Genomic DNA, 20,017 nt, shown 5'->3' on the forward strand with positions numbered 1-20,017 from the left:
CTGTCGAAGGATCTTTTAAACTTCGACTAAGCCAATAAGATGTATCTATCTAATTTTCTCCGATTCCGCTTTCATCCGTATAATCCGTTGTTCCAATTCTTCTGAGCTCATATTTTCACGCAGACTATCTACCTTAATCGGGAAGGACAGCGGTGTAAAACTTTTAGGATTGGTGATTACAATTGCTCCATGCTGAATTCGATCCAACGCTGCCGCCAATCTTGGCTCTTCCAGTTGTTGGTAAAAAACTTCATCGTATGCCTGTCGCAAAAGTAAATTATGTTTGTCATAATCGCTAAAAACATTAAAAAACAAACCAGCAGATGACTGGAGGTGCTTATTGGCTACATATTTACCAGGGTAACCCTGAAAAACGAGTCCGGAAATACAGGCAATATCTCTAAATTTCCGTCTGGCCATTTCAGTTGAATTGATGCTCAGTGTAATGTCTTCAGTTAAATTTACAGGCGAAAAAACCTCGTAGGCAATCGATTCGTCCATGGGAATTTCTGTTTCACTCAAAAGTTCAAAGCCATAATCGTTCATGGCAATAGAAAAACTGATCGGCAACAATTTACTTAAACGATAAGCAACCAGTGCCGCCAAAACCTCATGTACCAAACGCCCTTCAAATGGATAGGCAAAGAGATGGAAACCTTCTTTATTATTGATGAGTTCGATCAGTAACTCATCATTTTTGGGTACATGAGAACGTTTTTCCTGCAGTAGAAACAGCGGATACACAGCATCCAATTCTTCATCCTGATGTGTTTTATCCAATGCTTCATTGTATTTCTTCCGTAAAACTGACCCTAAATTAGAAGAAAGGGGTAAGCGGCCACCATTCCAGCTTGGAGAGATAGCATTTTTCTGTTTACTTACCCTCACCACAACAGTCATATCTTTTACCTGGATAAATTCTAAAACCCTGCCAGCCAGACGGAAATTATCACCAGCTTTTAACCGGGTAACAAAATATTCTTCAACCATTCCGATGTAACCACCGGAAATGAATTTAACCTTTAACATTGCATCACTTACAATTGTTCCAATATGCAACCGGTGTCGCATAGCCAATTGTCTGCTCTTTACTTTCCATAGCCCATCTTCGTCCTTAACCACTTTCTTAAATTCGGTGTAGGCACTTAAACTGTCTCCTCCTGAGGTAATAAATTGCATTACCCAGGTCCATTCTTCAGGGAGGATCAGTTTAAAAGCATGGGTATTCTTAATCTCTTCGTAAATGATCTTATCATCAAATCCGTCGCCTATGGCCAGTGTAACCAAATATTGAACCAAAGTATCAAATACCATGATAAAAGGCTCACGGCTCTCTATATTGTTGGTTTTAGCTGCTTCTTTAATCGCTGCTGCTTCTACCAGTTCTAAGGCATGGGTAGGTAAAAAATATATTTTAGAGGTTTCGTGAGGGGAGTGGCCAGAGCGGCCCGCCCTTTGCAAAAACCGGGCAACACCCTTTGGCGATCCTACCTGAACAACAGTATCAACAGGTTTAAAATCTACACCCAAATCTAACGATGAAGTAGCAATAACAGCTTTAAGCTGCCCGGTATGTAATGCATCTTCAATCCAGTTACGAAGCTCAAAATCTATCGACCCATGGTGTATGGCAATCCTTCCGGCAAGTTCTGGTTCGATATTCAACAAATGCTGATACCACATTTCCGATTGTCCGCGGGTATTGATAAAAATTAAAGTGGTTTTACTTTTTTCAATAATCGGTAAAAGTTTATAGGCCAGCTTTAAACCCAAGTGCCCAGCCCAGGGCAATGTTTCTATATCATCGGGCAAAATCGACTTAATCAAAATTTTCTTCTCTAAATCAGCTTTAACAATAATCCGTTTGGCCTCCATATTGGGCTCGAGTACATCCAGTGCCTCTTCAATATTACCAATGGTAGCCGAAATTCCCCAAATCCTTAAAAACTGGTTTTTCTCTAACTTTTGTAAGCCCCTAATCCGAGATACCGCCAACTCCACCAACACTCCCCGTTTGCTACCCAAAAGCTCATGCCATTCATCAGCAACAATACATTTAAGATTTTTGAACAAAGTTGAGGCACCTTTTTGCGCCAGTAACAAGTGCAGGCTTTCTGGTGTAATCAACAAAATTTCAGGCATCGATTTTTTCTGCTGTAATTTTTCTGCCTGAGAGGTATCACCATTACGCACACCAACGTGCCAATCCAACTCCAGCTCCAATAAGGTTTCGCGCATGGCCCTTGCAATATCTTTAGCCAAAGAGCGGAGTGGGGTAATCCAGATTAATTGTAAACGGTCTTTCGCTTTTTTATTATTGGCTTCAGTTGCATTTAAGGCCTCAATCACTACGGCTAAAAATAAAGAAAATGTTTTTCCGAAACCTGTTGGTGCATTTACCAAACCGCTGTAACCATCCAAATAATACTGCCAGGCATCTTCCTGAAACTGAAAAGGCTTGCGTTTATTGGCCTTTAGCCAGGCTTTTATCTTTTTATAACCTTTGGTTTTGGTTTGGTCCATGCTTAAATATCGCTGCTTTTGATGGTTTTCTAATTATTTTTTGAAAAGCAATAACAGTAATGCTTCGGTTACGGCAGTCCCGCCATTCGCTTTACCTTTTTTGTAATTACCGTTAAATGTTAATTTATCAATAACAAAAAAGGGTACCGCTGCTGTCGGGTTTAAAATCGTGGGGCAAACCTAAGTAAAGCTAAACCTATTTCCTCGGTCTGTGTCCTCACAGACCGAAATTTTCGAATTATGATCGCCATGGTCTGTGAGGACACAGACCATGGAATCTCATTACAAAGTGGATTGCAGCAACTGCCTCAAATCTTCCAAAGTATTAATTTCCTCAGCTTTTTTATCTTTTCTCCATCGCAATATACGTGGGAAACGTAAAGCTAAACCTGCTTTATGCCTTTTACTTTCAGCAATTCCCTCAAATGCGATTTCGAAAACCAGTTCGGGTTTTACGGTACGTACCGGCCCAAATTTCTCAATTGCATTACGGGTTACAAAGGCATTTACTTCTTTAATTTCTTTATCCGTTAAGCCTGAATAGGCTTTTGCAATCGTGACTAAATTTTCTCCATCGCGAACAGCAAAGGTATAATCGGTGAAGAAATTAGCCCTTCTGCCACTTCCTTTTTGCGCATAAATCATTACCGCATCAACCGTATATGGATTGATTTTCCACTTCCACCAGTCGCCTCTTTTTCGCCCACTGTGATAATGAGAAGTCAACTTTTTAAGCATAATTCCTTCGCTGTTAATCGAGCGCGAAGTTTGTCTTAACTTGGCTAATTCTTCCCACGAATGGCAATTGATTACCGGAGATATCATCACCGGACTTTCAGCTAAACCACCAATTAACCCCTCGAGTATTTTTCGTCTTAGACTTAAAGGTTCTTCTCTAAAATCCTTGCCTTCATATTCTAAAATATCATAAACAAAAAATCCAATAGGCGCATCTTCCAATTGTTTTTTACTAATCGTTTTGCGGTTTAAACGTTGTTGCAGCGTACTGAATGATAAAACCTGTTTATCTTGCACAGCCAGTATTTCGCCATCTAAAACCACACCATCAGGCAAAGCATCAATCATAAAATGCAATTCGGGGAATTGTTCTGTAACCAGTTCTTCGCCACGGCTCCAGATAAAGAGTTCTCCATTCCGCTTTACAATCTGCCCGCGAATACCATCCCATTTCCATTCAGCCTGCCATTCAGAAATATCACCCAGTTTTTCGGGCTCCTGCTCTAAGGCATAAGCGAGGCAAAAGGGATATGGCCAGGAATTATCGGTATTCACATGGATACCATTTATCAGTTCGTGAAAAGTAATTTCATAAGGATTCCATTTCCCCATAATGCTATGCATAATCTGGGCGCTATCTAAACTGCTTTGTTTAGCCAGCGCATTCACGAGCATTTTATTGGAAACACCAATCCTGAAATTTCCAGAAATCAATTTGTTAAAAATAAAACGTTCCTGCGTTTCGAGTTTATTCCATGCGCTCAGAATAAATTCTTTTTTAGTTTCATCATCTTTACCTTCCAGATCGTGCAAATCTTCAACCCATTTATGCAATTGAAAATCTGAGGTGTTTTCGGCAGGCGGCAATAACAGGGCGATGGTTTCGCTTAAATCGCCAACATTGGCATAACTTTCGGCAAATAACCATTCTGGTGTTTCGGTAATGTTTATGGCCCAATATTTAAGTAGGGCTGATTTAATTGGTCTTTTAGGTTTTTTACCTGTAAACAATGCGATAACCCACACCTTATCTTTATCATCGGCATGGTTAAAATAATTAACCAATGCTGCAATTTTATCGTTGGTTTTATTGCTCAGTTCGAGCTGTTGGATTAATTGGGCAAAACGTTTCATCGTTATTTATTTTCGTTTTGATCAACTAAATCCACTTTACTTTCTTCATCATCTTCTTGCCCAAACCTGGTTAATACTTCAGCAGCTTCTATACCTGCATCGTTTAAAAACCGACTAAAGGCAGCTGTAAAACCATGCGTAACATATACTTTTTCCGCTCCGGTTGCAGTAATAGCTTCCATTAAGCCAGGCCAATCAGCATGATCACTCAGCGCAAAGCCGGCATCAGCACTTTGCCAACGGCGGTGTGCCCGCACCTGCATCCAACCAGAACAAATACCTGTTACGGGCTGAGTTAAATTTTTGATCCACCGGCTATCCCTCATGGCAGGTGGTACAATTACAATACCTTTCTGTAATTCATCCTTAGTAGTTTCCGGAGTAATTCTGATGGTTTTTGGAAGCTTTACACCTGCATCAATAATCACTTCATTCAAATTAGCAATACTGTTATGTACATAAATAGGAGTATCGCCAGCCAAATTTTTAATCAAACGTTGTGCTTTGCCTAAACTATAGGCAATTAATACACTTGTTTTTTGCTGTATAATATTATCGCTCACCCAATTCTTAATGCCGTTAAAAACAACTTCCTGCTTTTGCCATTTGTAAACAGGTAAACCAAAAGTGCTCTCAGAAACAAAAAAATGGCACTTTACAGGCTCGAAGGGTGTGGTAATGCCATCATCTTCAATTTTATAATCACCAGAGATTACACAAATTTCACCTTTATAAGCTAAACGTACCTGCGCAGATCCGATAATATGTCCGGCAGGAAAAAATGAAATATTCACCCCATTGCGGATAATGCTTTCTCCATATTCCAATGTTTCTACGTTCAAATCTTCGCTGATTCTGCGTTTGATGATAGGCTTGGTTAAGGTATGGCAGAGGTAATATTTATTTCCAAAACGCACATGATCGCTATGTCCATGCGTTGTAACCGCATAATCTACAGGCCACCAGGGGTCTATATAAAAATCGCCCTGCTTACAGTAAATTCCTCTTTTGGTGAATTCTATTAATGCCATAGCTACTAAACAATAAATTTATTGATTAGTTTTAGGTAAATATCGGCTAAATGCCCGATAATTTAAAATATCGGCTAATTACCCGATAAATGGAAATATCGGCTAATTAGCCGATATTAGTTTTGAAATATGAATAATAAGTTCGATATTGTAGTATGATTTGCATTATAACAGGTGATATTGTAGGCTCAAGGAAGATTAAAGATAGCTGGTTATTAAGCTTAAAAACCGCTTTAAAAATTGTTTCCGATCAGAATAATAAGTGGGAGATTTACCGGGGGGATAGTTTTCAGGTAGAAGTTGAGCCAGAAAATGCCATCAGGACTGCTGCTTATTTAAAAGCATCTATCAGGGTAAATAAACCTGCAGATGTTAGGATGGGCATTGGAATTGGAGATATCAAAAACAAACGGAAAAAACTTTCAGAATCAAGCGGAGATGCTTTTGTAAATTCAGGAGCGGCATTTGACAGTTTAAAACAGGCTAAGGTTAATTTAGCCATTAAAACCGATTCTGCTGATTTTGATGAGGAAATTAATGTCTTAATTAAGCTTTCGCTAATATCAATGGATAGCTGGGGAGTTGTAGCTGCCGAAATGGTAAAACTTGCCTTAGAGAACAATAACCTGTTACAAAGCGAACTGGCGGCTATTTCGGGCCGAACGCAATCATCAGTAAGCGAAGCTTTAAAGCGTGCACATTATACTGAAATTATGGAAATGGACAGACTTTACCGTAAAAAATTGAAACAAATGATTTTAAAATAATGGATATCTATTTAATCAAGCTCATTCTTGTTCATTTAATTGGAGATTTCTTTTTACAGCCAAATGCCTGGGTAAAAGATAAAGAAAGGAAAAAATTAAGATCAATAAAGCTCTATTGGCATGTGGCCATCCATATAGTTTTGATCTTCCTTATTTTCTTAAACTTTGGCGTTTGGAGGTTAGCACTGTCAATAGGGGTGCTTCATTTCGTGATTGACGCTTTAAAATCGATCTTTCAGACTAAAAAAAATGCACGTATACTGTTTTTTGTTGACCAGGTTCTGCATTTTACTTCGATAGTAGTACTGTGGCATTTTTTTTATAAGGGAAGTTTAAATATCAGTTTTTTTAATGAAACCAAAACCTGGGTTTTAATTTCAGGAGCTTTATTTCTAACGATGCCTACATCTATTGTGATGCGGGTAATTATTGCCAAATGGCTCCCTGATAATCAACCAGACAGCCCGCAGTCACTACAAAATGCAGGTAAATATATCGGGATACTGGAAAGAGTGCTGATTTTCTTATTTATATTAACCAATCATTTCGAAGCTGTTGGCTTTTTACTTGCAGCCAAATCCATATTTCGGTTTGGCGATTTAAAAGAGGCACACGACCTTAAATTAACTGAATACGTACTGATCGGAACTCTATTAAGCTTTGGAATAGCCATTGTAACGGCTATGCTGATTCAAATGTTTATTTAGACCTCTTCAACATTCTATGCCTTGTTTATCATCTTAAACTGTAGCAAAAAGAAAAGATTAGGCGCAACACGATCAATATAGATTACGTAACTTCAATAAAAAAACCGTTATAAGCTTGTATGACCAAGCCAATTTTAAGGTTCCTTACCTTATATTTCAATGGTTAAATAAATATTTTGACCATATAAGGCATTTAAGGAAACATAAGCTGAAATGCCCTTACATTTCTTACATGGTTAAAATTGAATAAAAAAAGCAGCCCGAAAGCTGCTTTTAAATTTTTCTATCTTGCTCCCGGAGGGCAGTTTTCTTTTAAAAACTTAGTGTAAGTTAGGGATAAATGTTTGCCGGTTCCTTCGCCCTCGGAGATACTGTGGGTACGGTTTGGATAACTCATCAATTGAAAAACCTTTCCGTTTTTAATTAATTCGTTAATCAGCATTTCGGCATTTTGGTAATGCACATTATCATCGCCAGTACCATGGATATACAATAAATTACCCTTTAAGTTTTTAGCATAAGTAATCGGAGAGCCCTTAATATAAGCCTCTTTACTTGGGAAAGGAGTACCCATATAACGCTCCTGATAAACATTATCGTAGGTTAATTGATTACCAACCGCTGCAATTGCGATACCTGTTTTATAAATTTCTGGATATTGGAACATCAGGTTTAAAGTAGATGAACCGCCACCACTCCAGCCCCAAACAGCAACACGGTCTTTATCCATAAAGGCATTAGTAGCCAAAAGTTTTTTAGCGGCCATCGCCTGATCGCGGATATTGATCACTCCAATGTTTTTATAAATACTTTTGCGCCATGTACTCCCTTTTGGAAGAGGGGCACCTCTATTATCCATTGAAATATAGATATAACCATCTTTGGCCATATCACCGGCATACAAACGGTTTCTCCCTGCACCATAAGTATCTAATGCTGTAGCTGAAGCAGGCTCACCATAAACATAAAATACTACAGGGTATTTCTTATCCGGATTAAAATTATCAGGTTTTTTCATCCAACCGTCCATTTCAATACCATCTTCAGTAGTTACTTTAAAAAACTCAACTTTGTTTTTAGTTGCCGCTTGCTTAGCTAATTGTGTAGTAATGCTCCCGTCCATTGTAAATGGATTCCCGGTAGTAAAGTTCATCCACTCTGTAATTGGCTCAACAAGCGAACTGTTATATGAATGGCGCGCAAAAGCAGCATTTGGAGAAATATCGTAATTATGTGTTCCTGGTAAAACCGAAGGTGTAACCTGTTCTAATTTACCTTTTCCATCTAATTTGGTTTTAAATAGATATTTCTGAGTGGCATTTATTGGTGATGCCAGAAAATAGACCATGTTGTTTTTTACATCGATCAATTTTACATCAATCACATCATAATTGCCTTTCGTAACCAGTGTTTCTTTTTTTCCATCCAAACTGATTCTATACAGGTGGTTCCAGCCATCCTTTTCAGATACAATGGTAAACTCTTTATTATCATTTAACCATTTCCACTCATCTTGTGCATCAATCCAGGCTTTAGCTTTTTCGGTATAAACTGCTTTTGCCGATCCTGTACCTGCATTACAGATAAATACTATGCTTTCGTTTTGCTCGCGGTTAAGTTGTTGCAAAATAATGTCATTACTGTTAGGTACCCACTGCATACGTGGAATATAGTGTTGAATATTATCTCCAGGAACATTTAACCAGTTCGTTTTGGCTGTTGCAATATCAACCACACCAACTTTGCAAGCCGACGGATTTTCGCCCACTTTCGGATATTCTACAGGAATGGTGTACGGATAAATAGAATCTGTATTATTGATCATTAAGAAATTTTTGATCTTCGTTGCATCAAGCTGCCAATAAGCAATAGATTTGCCGTCCGGACTCCATCTAAAACCATCACGGCAATCAAACTCTTCTTCATAAACCCAGTCGAAAGTACCATTAATCATTCGGTCTGTACCATCAGTGGTTAAGGCTTTTGCACCAGTTCCATCGATATTTTCTACATACAGGTTATGTTTGCTTACATAAGCAACCTTACTACCATCAGGCGATAATTTAGCAAACATTAGTGATGAAGCTGGTCTATCTTTTCCAATTTGAGTGATTTTATTGGATGTTAAATCTGCCAACCAATAATCTCCACGTGTATCGTAACGCCAAACTTTTTTACTATTGGTGTAGATTAGTGCCTTCGAACCATCATCCGATAACTGGAAACTTCTTACTGTAATAGCATCATTTTTTCCGGCAGGTGTTAATAATCCCCTTGATATAACGGTTTTTCGGTCGTTTTTAGGAAGTGTTATTGAAACGATTTCGCCACCAATATTCTGATAATAGGAGTTACCGTCTTTTGCCCAGTTAATATTTTGAGCTTTTGCATCAATTAGCGCACATAATGCTATACAAGCAATTGATAATCTTAATAATAATCTTTTAATCATATATAGTTTTTGGACATAAAAAAAGCTTTTCAACTTTCGGGCTAATTTAAATAAAAAGCCTGCAGTTAAAAAGCTGTAAATTATCTGGAATTGGTTAATTATTCACCACCACCTTGCATGGCTTTCAATTCTTCCATAGTTACTACATCGTAACCAGTAGGAATTTCAGTGCTAATGGCACCTACTTTAGCTTCAGAAAGAGATTTTAGAAGCAGATCTGAATTTACGCCATTAATTACTGCCGAATATTTTACAGGAAGTGCACCCAAACCTTTAAAGAAACCACCATTGGTAATCGAAACAATATCAATATCTTTTGTTGCCCATAATTCATGAGCTCCACCTTTGTCATCTTTGTAGGTATATTTTTCAGCACTAAATCCGGCAATTGTCTGTTTTTCACCAGTTGCTTTATAATCAGAATATTTTGGCAATAAAGCTTCTTGTGCTTCTGTTTCTGCTTTGCTCACCTTTACCGCAAACTGTTTTTGAGCTACCGGGACGTCAATTAATAATAATCCGGTTTTATCTGCCGTATTTGAAATGATGTTAACCATGGCGGGGCCATTTTCAATTTCTATTTTGGTTAAGTTACCATTAAATTTAGTTTTAACATCGGTTGTTGTACCATTAGCAGTTACTGCAAATACCAAAGTACCTTCAGCAATTTTCTTTTGTGCATGGGCAATTATAGCAGTACTTACTAAGATTAAAGCTATAACACTAGTTTTGATTGATTTGAACATGTTTTTATTTCAGTTTAGTTTTTTACCAATTAATTTTTTCTTTGTTTAAAAATGAAGAGATTCCTTTTTTAAAATCTTCACTCTCTCTTACACGGGCATTTATCTGTACCGCAGTTTCTAAGCATTTTTCCAATAGGGGGTTGGTTGTTTGCGTAATCAATTGTTTAGTAATCATTAACGAATTACCAGAGCTCCCGCTACACAAACTTAGTGCAAATTCTCTTACTATTTGATGAATATCGGATGAATTTGTTACAAAATTTATCAAATTATATTTCAATGCCTGCTCAGCAGAAAAGATTTTTCCAGTTAGCAAAATTTCCTTGACGATGGATTCGCTCACCTTTTGTTTTAAAAAACAAGAAACAATAGCAGGTACAAAACCAATTTTCACTTCAGTATAACCAAAATTACTTTCAGGAGTAGCAAAAACAATATCACATATCGTGGCTAAACCACAGCCGCCGGCAATGGCATGACCTTCTACTTGTGCAATAACGACTTTTGGTAAATAATAAATGGTTGTAAAGAGTTTTTTTAGATGATTAGAATCGGCTACGTTTTCTTCAAATGTATTGTGCTGCAATTGCTGAAGATAGGCTAAATCGGCACCAGCACTAAAAGTATCGCCATTTGCTTTCAATATTACCACCTTTACCAGGTCATCTTCTGATGCTGTTATAAATGCGGAAGTTAATTCAGCGATAAGTTGAGGGTTTAGCGCATTTCTTTTTTCGGGCCTATTGATAGTTATCGTTGCTATTCTTTCAGCAACCTGATATAAAACCAGATTTTCCATGTTATTGGGTTAGTTGCACCAAATATGCTTTATTTTTCTTTAAAACATGTACATCTATATCATTATTCTCCATATGCTTCTTAAAGATCTGAATTTTATAATCTTTATTAGTAGCATCGATTATTGCAGTTTTATATTTTATATCAAGCCCCATTCTGGCTAAATTAAATTTAGTATTCCCACTTAACCAGATACTTGAAAAGGTAGCATTTCCGTTTATATTTTTATCGTTCAGGTTTTCATCAATCAGCAGTACCTTATAATTAAAAAAGGCAATTTGGCTGTTCTTTAATACCAAATGCCCTAAAACAGTATCTTTGTTAAAACTAATAAAATGTATTTTGTCTACCTGTAATTGCGTTAATGCCGGCACAACAGAAAAATTATAATTTTTATCTTCAGCGCTTAAATCCGAAACTAAAACAGCCTCTTTTCCATTAATAAAAGCAGCAGCATAGTTTTTCCTCAGTGAAAAGAAAATAATTTTATTTTGATGAAAGGCGTTTAGATCATTATGTACAACCAAAAGTTGATAGCAAACAAATAACATTAAAGAAGAGAACAAAAATCGTTTGTTATATTTCACCAAGGCATAAATAAACAATCCGAGCGATAGACTCAACAATACAAATTCAGGCAAATTAATCCATATTGATGAAAAGCTAGCATATGGTAAACTGGCTATCCATTTTAATATGGCATTTGTAAAATTTATTATCCATTCTAAAACCGGCGCTAAAAACCTGAATGCCGGAATTAATACTGCAATTCCTAAATACATCATTAACACCAAGGGGATGGTGATAAAAAGATTCGCAAAAAGAAAATAAAGTGGGAATTGATGAAAATAATAAATACTTAATGGAAACGTGACCACTTGTGCGGCTAAAGACATAGCTGTGAAACGCCATAACTTATCTAGCCAAATATGATCAATATAAAGTAGGCTATAAATTTTAGGTTGAAGATAAATTAGTCCGAATACAGCCAGATAGGAAAGCTGAAACCCAACATCCAAAATTAAAAATGGGTTGTAAACCAGCTGACAAAATGCTGAAAAGGCCAAAACATTATAACTGTTGGTTTTCTTCGATAAAACTTTAGCTGTAATTAAAATGCTGATCATTACAGCCGAGCGGACCACAGAAGGTGATAATCCTGTTAACAAAGCATATCCCCAAATCAAAGTACAGATTAACAACAGTTTCACAATCCTTAGCGACCGATTCTTGTTCAAAAAGAAGAACAGAAAATCTAAAACGACATAAATGATGGCTACATGTGCTCCTGATACAGATAAAGCATGAATAGTTCCGGTTTTAGAATAGGCCGATAAAATTTCTTTGCTTAAATCAGCACGGTAGCCTAAAATAAGGGTAGAGGCCACGGCAAAAGCTTCGTCACCTTTAATCAAGCTTCGGTATTTTGCTACCTGCTTTTCTCTTAAGTTTAAAGCCATCTTTATAATGAAATTACCAATGTTATTTTGGTTACTAACGATATGATCCTGATCTATAAAAGCCTGATGATAAATATCCTGACTGCCCAGCCAGGCTTTAAAATCAAATTCTGCAGGATTATATGGAGGCTCTATTTCGGTATATGTAGCTGGGATCATGATTTCGTCGCCATACTTTAATTTAATCGGCTTTAAACTATCTAATTTTACGGTAAGAAGCATCTGCCCCGATAATCTGATCTGTCTGTCTTTTTGATATCCCGATACTACCTTTGCTTTAAAACGTATGATATTGCTACTTTTCTGAGGTTCATTGTTCACCCAAACTTTTAAATAGCTGCACTGCGTTTTTGCAAAGTAATTTTGGTTTAAACTTTCGTTATGGAGCAAGCAAAGTAAACCGCCAAGACTAATAAAAAGTATAAAAATTAAAATACCAATAGCTCCCTTGTAACGGTATACATTTAATCTTTTATAAGTAATATTCAACAATAAAATGCTCAGTAAAACAACAAGTAGGACTGAGGCCCACAATTGAATATATAAGCTTTTTGGAAAAAAATAAAAAACGCAGATACCTAGAAGAAAAGGAAACAGGATCCTGACAAAAACATATTCGGACTTAAACATTGTTTAAAATTGATAGCGTAACTGAATTTTAACTTCCGATTTTTTATTACCCTTAATTTCATCCAGGTAAGTACCTACTGTTTCTACGTCCTTATAAATAAACAACCCATATCGAGCCCAAACATTTAACTTCTTAAATATGCTATATTTCAGGTTAAAATAAGTTCTAAAACCTCTTCCATTATACATTCCGAAAGCAAAACTGTACAAAACATCATCCTCATAGGCATAAATCCTGCTGTTATAACTTGGTGTATTGAAATAGGCAAATCTTACATTTCCTGTTAGCTTAGCGAACATTGGTGAATAGTCTACATCCTGATAAACGAGATAACCAAATTCTCTATCGGCACTACCTTTTTTATATTGAGAAATCTCTAGCCTGTTCTGGAAGTGCCAACTATTATTCAATTGCCAGCTTGCTTCTGCCCGATAACCCTCTCTTTTTACATTATCTAAAAAGTTTATAGGCACATCCAAATCCGTATTTTGTTGTTTATGTTCCGTTTTGAACCGGACTAAAACTTTAAAGGTTTTGCTTGGTGTATAAACGGCCTGGGTTAAAACCTCGTAACCTTTTGATGGCTCATCAACACGGTATTTTAACCACGGGAACCGAAAATAATCACCATAGAAAGAAAAGTCCCAATGTTTATTGGGATTAATATTTAAGCCAGCATACAATCCTTTTTCATTTACCGCTTCGCTCGATTCGGATACTGCCTGATTAAAGAAACTATGATAATCTTTAGCATAATCGCGATAAGTTAAAGCGGCAGAAACTGTTGGCGACAAGCTAATGAGGACACCGTTAATATAGGCAAAACCACCACCTAAACCTTTACCAGCCTCGCCATAGAGGTACATGTTTTTATATGTATAATTGTAAAACAACCCCAAATTGGTTAACGCCGTGCCTGTGAAACTGTATCGATCGTAAGCTGCTGTTTGCGTAATAAAACGGTTCTTATAATGAGTATGGTAAGCAATTGCACCAACAGCAAATTCGTTTTTAGCATATTGAACTGTAGTACCAAATACGCTTTGCGTTAAAACACCTTTATTCTTAATCTCAGTCGGGGTTCTATGTAAACCAGTTTGATTAATGGTGGACTGAACTAAATTTCCTTCTGAATCTAATTTTTGGCTGGCATCAAGATTGCGGAACGAAACAAAAGGGGTAATGTCTATATTTTTAAATAGGTTAATCGTTGCAGCGCCTCCTCTGAAAAAAGAATATTCGTTAGTAGAGTTATAAGGTCTTAAACCTAAATCTTTTTTAGCTACGCTGGTTACATCAGGACCTTTGCCAAAAGAAAAACCCGACCATAATGTTAAGCCCTGCCCAAATTGCAGCGTATAATCGCCAACTACCAGTTTTTTTAGCTTACCCAATTTAAATAGTGCGATATTACCCGAATAAAAATCGAAAGGCTTGCCTATAAATTTTTCACCAGCATCTTTATCTAAAGTAATGGCTGCAGACAAAATTGAGCTATATTGATATCGATAACGCAGCTGAACTCTCTCCGGCGAACCTAAATACCGGTTCCCGGGTAAATCGGTATAACCTCTTTGTTTTTGTAAGGTCTGTGCAAAGCGCATCATCAAATCATTTTCACCAGTACCTATAATGTTTTTAAAATTGAGCTGCTGGTATTCAGCGATATTGGTTAATGTTACAAATGGGAGGAGATTATGCACGGTTTTAATATCAAAACCATCAATGCTTTGTAATTCAAGCACATCTGTAAGCCGACCATTTTCCTTTAGATGTGTAAAGAAATTACCAATCTGTAGTGGAGACAGGAAAACCAAAGTCTTTAGTTCTTCAATTGAAGTACGATTCAGATTAATTGGATATTTACGATATTTCTCCAATACATCAATAAGTTCGGTCATATCGTAATCATCGGGGAGGTTTTCGGCCATACTCTCCAAAATATCACGTGTATCTGTTTCCTGAGTAATGATTTGAGCATTTGCCACGAATCCAATCATTACAAATGCAACAGTTAAGCGCTTAAACCGCATAGCCACCTCCAGTTAGAAATTTACCATAAAGGTTAATAGCACATGCAGTTACCATTTCTCGGTTAGGGGTCAATGCAATTCCAAAAGGATCTGCTCGCAAAAAGAAATGATTATCTATTGCAGATAAACGGCCACCCAAATAGTTTTGGGAAAATAAAAAATAGGGAAAAAAGACAAGCAACAATACATACCATATTTTCATAAGCAGGGGTTAAACCAGTTAATAAAAAATAGGGGTGATTGATGTTTTGGTGTTGCTAATATAGCAAAATAATTAAAAACCTACAAAAAATGTATTTTTTTTAATTACATAAAAGTATTATAAAGAAAATCGATAATTATCGATAAAATAAAATGGTTATAGTTCTTCTGCCAGGTTTACCAAAAAACCTTTCAGTTTTTCTAACGAATCGATAATCTTTTGATTCTCTCTAACACCTGTTTTATTATTCTTTAAATAGTCTTTGGCACCTTTTAATGTAAATCCTTTTTCATCAACAAGATTGAAGATGATCTTTAGGTTTTCGATGTCTTCAGGAGTAAAAAGACGGTTGCCTTTTTTATTTTTCTTGGGCTGCAGGATATCGAATTCCTTCTCGTAAAAACGGATCTGAGATGCGTTAACATTAAACATTTCAGTCACTTCGCCCATGGTATAATACATTTTATTAATGTCTCTTTCTTTATACGGCATATTTTGTGCTTGATTATGAGTGTCTTATATCGATTAATTAAAGTATTCAAATGTAGCTCGATTTTTCCTTAATAACGCAATAAAATTTTAATTTTGTTCCCTCCAATAATATTGAAATGACAGCAAAAGAGATTAGACAGGCATTCCTTAGTTTTTTTGAATCGAAACAACATCATGTTGTTCCTTCCGCACCGATTGTGGTTAAAAACGACCCCACTTTAATGTTTACCAATGCGGGTATGAACCAGTTTAAAGATCTGTTTTTAGGAGAAGCCGCCATAAAATATTCTCGTGTTGCTGATACACAACGTTGTTTACGCGTTTCGGGCAAACATAACGATCTGGAAGAAGTAGGTATTGATACTTACCACCACACCATGTTCGAAATGTTGGGCAATTGGAGTTTTGGAGATTATTTCAAAAAAGAAGCCATTGCCTGGAGTTGGGAATTATTGACCGAAGTTTACAAAATCCCGAAAGAAAAATTATATGTCACCTACTTCGAAGGTGATGAAAAAGAAGGACTGGAAAAAGATCAGGAGGCTTACGATCTTTGGAAACAATATGTTGATGAAAGCCACATTTTACCTGGAAATAAAAAAGATAACTTCTGGGAAATGGGCGATACCGGGCCATGCGGACCATGTTCTGAAATCCATGTAGATTGCCGTACCGATGAAGAAAAAGCTTTAGTTGATGGTGCTACCCTGGTAAATGCTGATCATCCTCAGGTAATCGAAATCTGGAATAATGTATTTATGCAGTTTAACCGTTTAAAAAATGGTTCATTACAGAGTTTACCAGCTAAACACGTTGATACCGGAATGGGCTTTGAGCGTTTGGTACGCGTTTTACAGGAAAAAACCTCTAACTACGATACCGATGTTTTCCAACCATTGATTCAGTTTATTGCAGAAAAATCTGGTATTAAATATGGTGCTGACGAGAAAACCGATATCGCCATGCGTGTTATGGCCGATCACATCCGTGCGATCTCCTTTGTTATTGCTGATGGTCAGTTACCTTCTAATAATAAAGCAGGTTATGTAATCCGCAGGATTTTACGCCGCGCAGTACGTTATGCTTATACTTTCCTGAACTTTAAAGAGCCTTTCTTAAATCAATTGGTTCCTTTATTGGCTGAGCAATTTAAAGGTGTATTTGATGAACTGATTTCGCAACAGGATTTCGTTCAGAAAGTAGTGCTGGAAGAAGAAGTTTCTTTCTTGAGAACTTTATCAACAGGAATTCAACGTTTCGAAAAATATCAGGCATCGAATGATATAGTAGAGGGCAATTTCGCTTTCGAATTATCAGATACATTTGGTTTCCCAATCGATTTAACAGAATTAATGGCCCGAGAAAAGGGTTGGAGCGTTGACCTGGCTGGCTACGAACAGGCTTTGAAAAAGCAAAAAGACGATAGTCGTGCCGCAACAGCCATTGATACAAGCGATTGGATTGTCGTAAACACCGAAGAACAGAGCGAATTTGTAGGTTATGATGATTTAGAAATTGAAACGGAGATTCTAAAATACCGTAAAGTAAAAGCTAAGGGCAAGGAGCAATATCAAATTGTGCTTCGCCAAACACCTTTCTATGCCGAAAGTGGTGGCCAGGTAGGAGATAGCGGTCGTTTAGAAGACCACAGTCGCCAGTTTTGGGTAGATATTACTGATACTAAAAAAGAAAATGGCTTAACTGTTCATTTTACCGATATCTTGCCCGATAATTTAGAAGGTAAATTTTGGGCTGTTGTAGATGAAGATAAACGTATTTTAACTGAAGATAACCACTCTGCCACACACTTACTGCATGCGGCATTAAAACAGGTTTTAGGCAAACATGTTAACCAGAAAGGCTCGTTGGTTAATGCAGACTACTTACGTTTCGATTTTTCTCACTTTGCTAAAGTTACTGACGAGGAATTAGCGCAAATTGAGGTAATTGTGAATCAGAAAATCCGCCAGAACATTAAATTAAAGGAACAACGCAACGTTCCTTATCAGGATGCCATTGAAAGTGGTGTAACGGCTTTATTCGGTGAAAAATACGGCGATTTTGTCCGCATGATTACTTTTGACGATCATTTCTCTAAAGAGCTTTGCGGTGGTACACACGTAAAAGCTACCGGGCAGATCGGTTCATTCAAAATTGTTTCTGAAAGTGCTGTAGCAGCTGGGGTTCGCCGTATTGAGGCCATTACTGCTGATAAAGCTGAACAATACTTCTTGGACCAAAGAAAGGAACTTGGTCATTTAAAAGCATTACTAAACGGAAGTAAAGATCTGTCGGCCTCAGTTCAGGCATTGTTGGATGAAAATGCAAAACTGAAAAAGGAAATTGAGAAGTCGACAATAGAACGTGTAAATACCTTAAAGCATGAAATCGTTCATCATGTAAGAGGAATTAACGGCATTAACCTGATTGCTAAACACATTGATCTGCAAAGTGCAGATGCAGTTAAAAATCTGGCTTTCTCTTTGAAAGATATGGTTGATAACCTATTTCTGGTTTTTACTACAGAAATTGATGGCAAACCGGGAATAACCGTAATGCTTTCTGATCACCTGGTGAAAAAGGGATTAAATGCTTCTAATATTGTTCGCGAGTTGGGTAAGGAAATCCAGGGCGGTGGTGGTGGACAACCGTTTTATGCTACCGCAGGTGGTAAAAACCCATCAGGCTTAAAAGTTGTTTTGGAAAAAGCAGAAAGTTTTATTCCGCATCATTGATTGAAATAATAAAATAGACCCAGAAATAAATTTACTTCGTAGCTTTCCGCTTCACTACAGGTCAGGGTGACGCTATGTAAAATAAAAAAGAGGCTCTAGAGCCTCTTTTTTATTTTAATGTCTTCCGTGTTTTTCTCTATGCCCTCTAGAGAATAAACTTGAATTTACTCTTCTATCATGGTATCTGTTATCTACTCGGTAAGACCTGTAATTATTTCTTGGGGAGCTATAACGTACTCGGTTTCCACCACCATAAGATGAGCGGTAATAATTATTATGATGTGAATAATTTACTCTGTGGGTGTTATAATTACGATATGGGCTATTTCCATAAACCACTACTTTTCTTCCGTGATGCAAGTCGTAACCTCTGTATCTCGCTGGTAAATACCTTGATCTTGTCCATCTATTTCCACTTAAATAAACAAACTGCCTTTGAGGGACATAATAATAAGATTGAACTTCTGGGAGATAGTAATAATTAACGTTTTCATAACCTGCAGGTACCCAAGCTGGTTGCGCACCTATATTTACATTAATACTTACCTGAGCGTTAGATTGATTAGATGTTAATGCCACGATACCTAAAATCGCGGAGATGATAAATAACTTTTTCATAATAATCTATTTATTTGTGTGTACTTCAATAATTCAAACGCTGTGCCAAAACTTCTATTGTAACAGATATATAAAAAAAGGAGTCTCTTTCGAAACTCCTTTAAATAACTGATAAAGTTATAGATTAGTGTTTTCCTTTACCATTTCCATGGCCTTTTCCGTTATTTCCATTATTCTCTTTTCCATAGATCTTTTTGGCCTGTCCTGGAGGCATGCCATGAGGATGTCCTTTTACTACATAATATTTACGATCACGGCTATCTCTAATTACCACCTGGCCTTTATTGCCTTTGTACTTGGCATATTTTACCTTATCGTTTTTGAAATTCAAATAAGGCTTAGGCGAATTAATGACTACTTTATATCCATTATATAAATCGTAATTGCCGTATCTAGAAGGTAAAGAATTTGCAAAAACCCAATTGTTTCCATTTAAGTACACAAATTGTTTTTGAGGAACATAATAGTAACTTTCTACATCAGGGAGATAGTAATAATCAACATGATCATAACCTGTTGGTCCCCAAAGCGGCTGTGAACCGATGTTAACATTCACATTTAACTGTGCTTTTGCGGGGATGCTGAACAATGAAACCATCATTACTGCAGCCATTAAAAAGAATCTTTTCATAATCAATTCATTTAGTGTTTATTATTTATAGCCAAACCACGTGCCAGAAGTAAACAAATAACAAAGGAGCCCCCTTAGAAGCTCCTTTATACAACTAAATATTAATGACGTCCGTTACCGCGGCCTTGATTATTATTTCTTTCAGGACGGCCATCTCTACCATTATTATCCTGAGAACGACCATTATTTTGAGCAAGTCTGGTAACATTTTTTTGTATTACACGGGTTGGGCGGTTATTATTACGAACTACAGTTACATTTTTGGTCGGTCTTTGATTATATTTTGGATGACCTTTTACCACGTAGTATTTAGTCTCAC

16 protein-coding genes are annotated in these 20,017 nt (G+C 36.9%); 3 read left to right on the plus strand and 13 right to left on the minus strand.

The annotated features are described in order from the left end of the window. Positions 1-45: 45 nt before the first annotated feature. The 3 genes from ASU31_RS20970 to ASU31_RS20980 form a co-directional block, all read right to left on the minus strand. Positions 46-2,523, minus strand: coding sequence for a ligase-associated DNA damage response DEXH box helicase (locus ASU31_RS20970; protein ID WP_057934225.1), 2,478 nt, complete (start codon positions 2,521-2,523; stop codon positions 46-48). Between the two features lie 282 nt (positions 2,524-2,805). After that, positions 2,806-4,395, minus strand: a complete 1,590-nt coding sequence (locus ASU31_RS20975) for an ATP-dependent DNA ligase (protein WP_057934226.1) — start codon at positions 4,393-4,395, stop codon at positions 2,806-2,808. 2 nt (positions 4,396-4,397) lie between these two features. After that, positions 4,398-5,426 carry a ligase-associated DNA damage response exonuclease gene (locus ASU31_RS20980; RefSeq protein ID WP_057934227.1) on the minus strand — a complete coding sequence of 343 codons (1,029 nt, stop codon included), beginning with the start codon at positions 5,424-5,426 and terminating at the stop codon, positions 4,398-4,400. Between the two features lie 155 nt (positions 5,427-5,581). On the opposite strand from ASU31_RS20980, the gene ASU31_RS20985 reads away from it, so the two are divergent. Further along, the gene (locus ASU31_RS20985; RefSeq protein ID WP_057934228.1) at positions 5,582-6,193 is read left to right on the plus strand and encodes a SatD family protein; all 612 of its coding nucleotides are present in this window, start codon (positions 5,582-5,584) and stop codon (positions 6,191-6,193) included. Then, positions 6,193-6,900 (plus strand): DUF3307 domain-containing protein, encoded by a 708-nt coding sequence (locus ASU31_RS20990; protein ID WP_057934229.1) that lies wholly within the window; start codon positions 6,193-6,195, stop codon positions 6,898-6,900. Before ASU31_RS20985 ends, ASU31_RS20990 begins: the two co-directional genes overlap by 1 nt. Before the next feature lie 283 nt (positions 6,901-7,183). Here the strand turns inward: ASU31_RS20990 and ASU31_RS20995 are convergent, their stop codons facing one another. The 7 genes from ASU31_RS20995 to ASU31_RS21025 all read right to left on the minus strand — a co-directional run bounded on the left by ASU31_RS20995 (position 7,184) and on the right by ASU31_RS21025 (position 15,714). After that, complete coding sequence (locus tag ASU31_RS20995) at positions 7,184-9,352, minus strand: S9 family peptidase (protein ID WP_057934230.1); 2,169 nt, start codon at positions 9,350-9,352, stop codon at positions 7,184-7,186. Between the two features lie 98 nt (positions 9,353-9,450). After that, positions 9,451-10,098, minus strand: a complete 648-nt coding sequence (locus ASU31_RS21000; protein ID WP_057934231.1) for a DUF4412 domain-containing protein — start codon at positions 10,096-10,098, stop codon at positions 9,451-9,453. 22 nt (positions 10,099-10,120) lie between these two features. Then, positions 10,121-10,897: an enoyl-CoA hydratase/isomerase family protein gene (locus tag ASU31_RS21005; protein WP_057934232.1), complete on the minus strand. Its 777-nt coding sequence runs from the start codon at positions 10,895-10,897 to the stop codon at positions 10,121-10,123. Between the two features lies 1 nt (position 10,898). Further along, entirely contained in the window at positions 10,899-12,890 is a 1,992-nt protein-coding gene (locus ASU31_RS21010) for a ComEC/Rec2 family competence protein (RefSeq protein ID WP_167346222.1), read from the minus strand. A 99-nt stretch (positions 12,891-12,989) separates the two neighbouring features. Then, a complete protein-coding gene (locus tag ASU31_RS21015) occupies positions 12,990-14,987 on the minus strand; it encodes a helix-hairpin-helix domain-containing protein (RefSeq protein ID WP_245224581.1) in 1,998 nt (665 codons plus the stop codon). Positions 14,988-15,009: 22 nt separating this feature from the next. After that, complete coding sequence (locus ASU31_RS21020) at positions 15,010-15,222, minus strand: hypothetical protein (protein ID WP_057934235.1); 213 nt, start codon at positions 15,220-15,222, stop codon at positions 15,010-15,012. A 156-nt stretch (positions 15,223-15,378) separates the two neighbouring features. Next, positions 15,379-15,714 (minus strand): MerR family transcriptional regulator, encoded by a 336-nt coding sequence (locus ASU31_RS21025; RefSeq protein WP_029274329.1) that lies wholly within the window; start codon positions 15,712-15,714, stop codon positions 15,379-15,381. Between the two features lie 116 nt (positions 15,715-15,830). Here ASU31_RS21025 and alaS point away from each other — a divergent pair, with 116 nt between their 5' ends. After that, positions 15,831-18,449 (plus strand): alanine--tRNA ligase, encoded by a 2,619-nt coding sequence (alaS, locus tag ASU31_RS21030; protein ID WP_057934236.1) that lies wholly within the window; start codon positions 15,831-15,833, stop codon positions 18,447-18,449. Between the two features lie 114 nt (positions 18,450-18,563). On the opposite strand, the gene ASU31_RS27280 is transcribed toward alaS, so the two are convergent. The 3 genes from ASU31_RS27280 to ASU31_RS27760 all read right to left on the minus strand — a co-directional run. Then, complete coding sequence (locus tag ASU31_RS27280; protein WP_209435030.1) at positions 18,564-19,067, minus strand: hypothetical protein; 504 nt, start codon at positions 19,065-19,067, stop codon at positions 18,564-18,566. Between the two features lie 124 nt (positions 19,068-19,191). Next, on the minus strand, positions 19,192-19,698 hold the full coding sequence (locus ASU31_RS21035; protein ID WP_057934237.1) for a hypothetical protein: 507 nt from the start codon (positions 19,696-19,698) through the stop codon (positions 19,192-19,194). 101 nt (positions 19,699-19,799) lie between these two features. Next, on the minus strand, positions 19,800-20,017 hold a 218-nt coding region (locus tag ASU31_RS27760), incomplete at its 5' end, for a hypothetical protein (RefSeq protein ID WP_425339040.1).

It is taken from the genome of Pedobacter ginsenosidimutans (genome assembly GCF_001442625.1).
GTDB lineage: Bacteria > Bacteroidota > Bacteroidia > Sphingobacteriales > Sphingobacteriaceae > Pedobacter > Pedobacter ginsenosidimutans.

What these genes read in the sequence shown, in the direction of transcription:
- ASU31_RS27280 (WP_209435030.1), bottom strand. Translation starts at nt 19,067, where the DNA reads ATGAAAAAGTTATTTATCATCTCCGCGATTTTAGGTATCGTGGCATTA.
- ASU31_RS20975 (WP_057934226.1), bottom strand. Translation starts at nt 4,395, where the DNA reads ATGAAACGTTTTGCCCAATTAATCCAACAGCTCGAACTGAGCAATAAA.
- ASU31_RS20995 (WP_057934230.1), bottom strand. Translation starts at nt 9,352, where the DNA reads ATGATTAAAAGATTATTATTAAGATTATCAATTGCTTGTATAGCATTA.
- ASU31_RS20970 (WP_057934225.1), bottom strand. Translation starts at nt 2,523, where the DNA reads ATGGACCAAACCAAAACCAAAGGTTATAAAAAGATAAAAGCCTGGCTA.
- ASU31_RS20980 (WP_057934227.1), bottom strand. Translation starts at nt 5,426, where the DNA reads ATGGCATTAATAGAATTCACCAAAAGAGGAATTTACTGTAAGCAGGGC.
- ASU31_RS21000 (WP_057934231.1), bottom strand. Translation starts at nt 10,098, where the DNA reads ATGTTCAAATCAATCAAAACTAGTGTTATAGCTTTAATCTTAGTAAGT.
- alaS (WP_057934236.1), top strand. Translation starts at nt 15,831, where the DNA reads ATGACAGCAAAAGAGATTAGACAGGCATTCCTTAGTTTTTTTGAATCG.
- ASU31_RS21015 (WP_245224581.1), bottom strand. Translation starts at nt 14,987, where the DNA reads ATGATTGGATTCGTGGCAAATGCTCAAATCATTACTCAGGAAACAGAT.
- ASU31_RS21025 (WP_029274329.1), bottom strand. Translation starts at nt 15,714, where the DNA reads ATGCCGTATAAAGAAAGAGACATTAATAAAATGTATTATACCATGGGC.
- ASU31_RS21020 (WP_057934235.1), bottom strand. Translation starts at nt 15,222, where the DNA reads ATGAAAATATGGTATGTATTGTTGCTTGTCTTTTTTCCCTATTTTTTA.
- ASU31_RS20990 (WP_057934229.1), top strand. Translation starts at nt 6,193, where the DNA reads ATGGATATCTATTTAATCAAGCTCATTCTTGTTCATTTAATTGGAGAT.
- ASU31_RS21005 (WP_057934232.1), bottom strand. Translation starts at nt 10,897, where the DNA reads ATGGAAAATCTGGTTTTATATCAGGTTGCTGAAAGAATAGCAACGATA.
- ASU31_RS20985 (WP_057934228.1), top strand. Translation starts at nt 5,582, where the DNA reads ATGATTTGCATTATAACAGGTGATATTGTAGGCTCAAGGAAGATTAAA.
- ASU31_RS21035 (WP_057934237.1), bottom strand. Translation starts at nt 19,698, where the DNA reads ATGAAAAGATTCTTTTTAATGGCTGCAGTAATGATGGTTTCATTGTTC.